This is a genomic window from Aetokthonos hydrillicola CCALA 1050 (genome assembly GCF_017591665.1).
Classification (GTDB): domain Bacteria; phylum Cyanobacteriota; class Cyanobacteriia; order Cyanobacteriales; family Nostocaceae; genus Aetokthonos; species Aetokthonos hydrillicola.
In genome coordinates this window covers 1-4,024 of sequence record NZ_JAAKGC010000225.1, presented here as the reverse complement: position 1 = coordinate 4,024, position 4,024 = coordinate 1, and the positions used below count along the sequence as shown (strand labels likewise).

Here is a 4,024-nt window from a genome sequence, read left to right as displayed (position 1 = left end):
CTTTAAAGACTAGAAGAAAGTAGAGAATGTCCTCAGTAATATAGCATAGTTTGCTCGCCGAGGGAGCGCAGGAACCCGTTTGGGCGAAGGGACTTCAATTCAGAAGTTTTCGCAATAAGTGAAACCCATCTAGATTAAGTAATATTGAAGAGAAAATAACGGATAAGTATTTTTACACTGGAACAGATAGAGCTACACTGGTAAGATGTTTGAGAAATTTGAATCCTCCTCAGGAATGACTTTCTCTGATCTAGAATCGCTTATCTGTTCTGTCGTTGATTCGGTTGTAACTTTTTGTTCCCATGAGTAGTTGCATAGCTTAGTTTGAACTACTGTACCTAAAGTTACATTAATAGCAAAGGCTAGGCTGTCGGTAAAAACTAAGTCCATTGCTTGACTAAGCATAAATTCCTTACACCTGAAGTTAAACGTACAATTTACTTCACATGCGAAATTTCCTATTCCGGATGAGAACGAATATTTTTTTAGTAAAAACACGGAATTTTTTTTACTGAGATGTGAAGATTATTTTTTGCAAAAAATAATACGAGTAAATTACGTAAGTCAAAGATAAGATCGAAGGATGCAAAATGACGAGTCCAAACCCAAACACCTAAAACAATCGATGTAAGGGAAACTGACATCTTGCACCCGGACTGAATCAGCCCGATACCCCGCCCAGAACTGAAGTTCCGGGCTAATAGCTTAAGTCCATTGAAATGGACTCAAATCCTTGAGCAGTCCTCTTGAGAGGACTTTAGCTATCAGCCAGCGATTTAAATCGCTGGCTGATAGCCCAGGTGCAAGATATCAGGAAAGGCTATCTAAGCAACCCTACTTTTTACTAATCATGTTTGGTATAATGAGAAAAGAGTAGAAAAATTTAATAATGATTGGTACTAATATTTACATCAGCCAAGAAAATCAAGAATCTCTAATTAAAGCTGCTGCTTTAAAAGAGATGTCTGTTGAAGAATTAGCAACTTCAATTTTAAGAGAAAGTATTCAAGAAAAGTTGGGAAAAAGTAGCTACTCAACAGAAGGTAAACGTATATTTGCTACTAATCCTCTTAGGGAAATGCAACCCTATGCTTATTTAGCAAATGCTAATGAACCGGTTATTTCTCCAGATGATTGGGAAATGAATCAGGATAATCAGGATGAGGTCAATGATTTGTGATTATTCTTGATACCCATATTTGGGTTTGGTGGAATCACAATGATTCCAGATTAACTCCTACTCACCACGAGGCAATAAATAGGGAAAGACTTCATGGTTTGGGTGTTTGCTCAATAAGTTTGTTGGAGATTAGCAGACTTGTTACCCAAAATAAGCTAATTCTTCCTTGTCCCGTTCAAGAGTGGTTTAATATTGCTTTGGCTCAAGAGGGGGTACTTCTTCTGTCGATCACTCCCCAAATTGCCATTGATTCCTACTCACTTCCAGGTAATTTTCATAAAGATCCAGCCGATAGAATTATCGTTTCCACAGCAAGAATTTATGATGTTCCTTTGGTAAGTGTAGATGAAAAAATACTTACCTATTCTTATGTCAAAACAATTCTGCCGTGATATTTTAAGGTGGGCAGACTGGGAACAACTAGAATCACAGTCTTTCCTATCCACTGTGAGGGCGAATGCCATACTCTGCGAGAAGCCGAAGGCTACGCCCCTACAAAAATTTAATGGGTGTAGTATTGGGCTATTCTACGAGCGATCGCGTTCCACTGTTGGTTACCGGTTATTGATGACCAATAAGCAAACCCGCGTAAGGTTGCACTATAATCTACATCTTTGACCTTATTAGTTCGCCCTCTTTCTTGTCCTGCTGTACGGCTATTTCCCTCACTGTTAATTTTTCCAGAAGGTAGTATTCTCTTCTTTTGCCACAGTAGTGCTTTATTTATCATCCCGTTTACTTTTGGCGCAAGCTCATCGTTAGGAAAATACGTCAGCCACCTTTGAGCATACACAACTCCTACCATTTGGTAACTACTATCAAAGCTACCTTTTTCTGGGTTAACTCCGTCTGGTTTTTGTAGTGATAAACCGTCTGAAATTGAAGCTTGGGCGTAGTTTAGGAGTTGGCGATCGCCAGTGAGTTTTCCTGTAAGTCCTAAAGCTGCTGCTACGAGATAACGGCGATGAGTATAAGGTTGGTTATTGTTGCTTCCTCTGTCCCAAACCTTTGGCGAAGTCATCCAAAGAGCAGCACGATGTACCAAAGGTGTATAGCGCTGTACTTCCTTGGCATAATCTTTTGCATAAGGAGATTGCTGTATGAATAGAAGTGTGTGAGCAACTGCTTGGACAAAAAAGGAAGTACTGTGAAAAGGATCGCTTGTTCCTGGAAAACTACCATCCGCAGCTTGATGAGCGAATCCCCAATCAAACATCTTAAATCCTGCTCTGATAGCTTTTGGATCGTTCCTAATTATTCCACCAATCACCAGTTGTTCACCATATCTCTGCTGTTCAATATACCAATTCTGTGACTGTTTGTTTTCCCATAAGACATTTGCACCATTAGCACCACTAGCAGCCATAGACTTGTAATAACTAGACAAGCGTTTATAAAGAACATTAGCAATCAAATCACTTGACTCATATTCAAAATCTGCTTTGTGCGGGATTCGAGCCGAAATGTTTCTGCTTTGCTCTGTTGCTTGGGGTGTTTCAAACTGCTTACTATCGGTTTTTTTGAATTCTTTAGCAAAAACAGTAGAAGCTGTGCTTATTGACAGTAATGACAATGATATCCAACCTATTAAAGTTCGTGCGTTATTTGTACGTTTCATATAATTTCCTGATTTATTGTTCTCTTAAGCTAAAATTGAAAGACGATTTCCACTTAATGACCCATTAGCCGTGAGATCCAAATCATTATGACCACAACCGGATCCTCAATCGCTTTTACTGAAGTATCAGCAAATCTACCTGACCATACCGAACTACCTGAGTCAGACGGCACATTCGTGTTCGCGAAGCGTGGCGGAGCCAAAAACTTTCAAGAACATCCTCAAAGTATTCTTTTAACAGACTCTATCACGCCGATTTTGCAAAAACTTCACCCTGATAATCAGTATTGCATTGGTCAAGATAGTGGTATCTACTGGCGTATAACAGACCCCCCAGAAAGAGGAGCCGAAGCACCCGATTGGTTTTATGTACCCAATGTACCGCCGACTTTGAAGGGTCAGATCCGGCGCTCTTATGTTTTGTGGCAAGAAATTGTTGCACCATTGATCGTATTGGAATTTGTGTCCGGAAATGGAGAAGAGGAACGAGACAAAACTCCATACCAAGGTAAGTTTTGGGTTTACGAGCAAGCAATTCGCGTCCCTTTTTATGGTATTTACGAGGTCAGGAAAGCTAGAGTAGAGGTCTATCATCTTGTAGATGGACGCTACAGTTTGATCACGGCTAATGAGCGCGGTCATTATGAAATTCCCTCCTTAGGTGTAGAGTTGGGTATTTGGCAAGGTCATTACCAGAATGTAGATCTTCCCTGGTTGCGTTGGTGGGACTTGCAAGGTAATTTGCTCTTAACAGGTGACGAACGAGCCGAACAAGCTGAATCTTTACTAGAACAAGAACGCCAAAGAATAAAGGAGTTGGAAGAACGACTCAAGCAACTTGGAGGATAGGGGAACTCTTGAGCTGAGTAGAGCGTTAGCGAAACCCAACGAACCCTTGTAAATGTTGGGTTTCGTTCCTCAACCCAACCTACATTCTGATAACTGATAACTGTTTTATCCCCCATCCCCTTTTCTTACTTGTTGAAATCCTGTAGAATCTAAGAGCAAGATAAGAGATCCAGGTAAACTTAACAGCCAACTTAAAGCTGTAATCACGACAGAGAGAAGTAAGGCTTGCTCAGCAGATAGACCAATACGGCTGAATAAGTAGATCCATAAACCTTCTTTAAGACCAAGTCCGCCTAAAGATATTGGGAGCAAAGTTACAACGACGATAATAGGAACAAACACTAAAAGTTGCAAATAAGAAATGGGGATTTTTAATT

At 40.2% G+C, this 4,024-nt stretch carries 6 protein-coding genes; 3 read left to right on the top strand and 3 right to left on the bottom strand.

The window, feature by feature from the left end:
* Window positions 1–192 precede the first annotated feature (192 nt).
* Window positions 193–405 carry a hypothetical protein gene (locus tag G4P69_RS35990; protein ID WP_208341829.1) on the bottom strand — a complete coding sequence of 71 codons (213 nt, stop codon included), beginning with the start codon at window positions 403–405 and terminating at the stop codon, window positions 193–195.
* Window positions 406–889: 484 nt separating this feature from the next.
* Between G4P69_RS35990 and G4P69_RS35985 the strand changes: the two genes are divergently transcribed.
* Both G4P69_RS35985 and G4P69_RS35980 read left to right on the top strand, forming a co-directional pair.
* The gene (locus tag G4P69_RS35985) at window positions 890–1,180 is read left to right on the top strand and encodes a hypothetical protein (RefSeq protein WP_208341828.1); all 291 of its coding nucleotides are present in this window, start codon (window positions 890–892) and stop codon (window positions 1,178–1,180) included.
* Entirely contained in the window at window positions 1,177–1,572 is a 396-nt protein-coding gene (locus G4P69_RS35980) for a type II toxin-antitoxin system VapC family toxin (protein WP_208341826.1), read from the top strand. Before G4P69_RS35985 ends, G4P69_RS35980 begins: the two co-directional genes overlap by 4 nt.
* A gap of 110 nt (window positions 1,573–1,682) precedes the next feature.
* Here G4P69_RS35980 and G4P69_RS35975 read toward each other — a convergent pair whose 3' ends face one another.
* Entirely contained in the window at window positions 1,683–2,798 is a 1,116-nt protein-coding gene (locus G4P69_RS35975; RefSeq protein WP_208341824.1) for a hypothetical protein, read from the bottom strand.
* A gap of 87 nt (window positions 2,799–2,885) precedes the next feature.
* Between G4P69_RS35975 and G4P69_RS35970 the strand changes: the two genes are divergently transcribed.
* On the top strand, window positions 2,886–3,647 hold the full coding sequence (locus tag G4P69_RS35970) for a Uma2 family endonuclease (protein WP_208341822.1): 762 nt from the start codon (window positions 2,886–2,888) through the stop codon (window positions 3,645–3,647).
* 105 nt (window positions 3,648–3,752) lie between these two features.
* Here the strand turns inward: G4P69_RS35970 and G4P69_RS35965 are convergent.
* The coding region (locus G4P69_RS35965; protein ID WP_208354700.1) for a lysylphosphatidylglycerol synthase domain-containing protein at window positions 3,753–4,024 on the bottom strand (272 nt) is incomplete at its 5' end.

What these genes read in the sequence shown, in the direction of transcription:
- G4P69_RS35990 (WP_208341829.1), bottom strand. Translation starts at nt 405, where the DNA reads ATGCTTAGTCAAGCAATGGACTTAGTTTTTACCGACAGCCTAGCCTTT.
- G4P69_RS35985 (WP_208341828.1), top strand. Translation starts at nt 890, where the DNA reads ATGATTGGTACTAATATTTACATCAGCCAAGAAAATCAAGAATCTCTA.
- G4P69_RS35975 (WP_208341824.1), bottom strand. Translation starts at nt 2,798, where the DNA reads ATGAAACGTACAAATAACGCACGAACTTTAATAGGTTGGATATCATTG.
- G4P69_RS35970 (WP_208341822.1), top strand. Translation starts at nt 2,886, where the DNA reads ATGACCACAACCGGATCCTCAATCGCTTTTACTGAAGTATCAGCAAAT.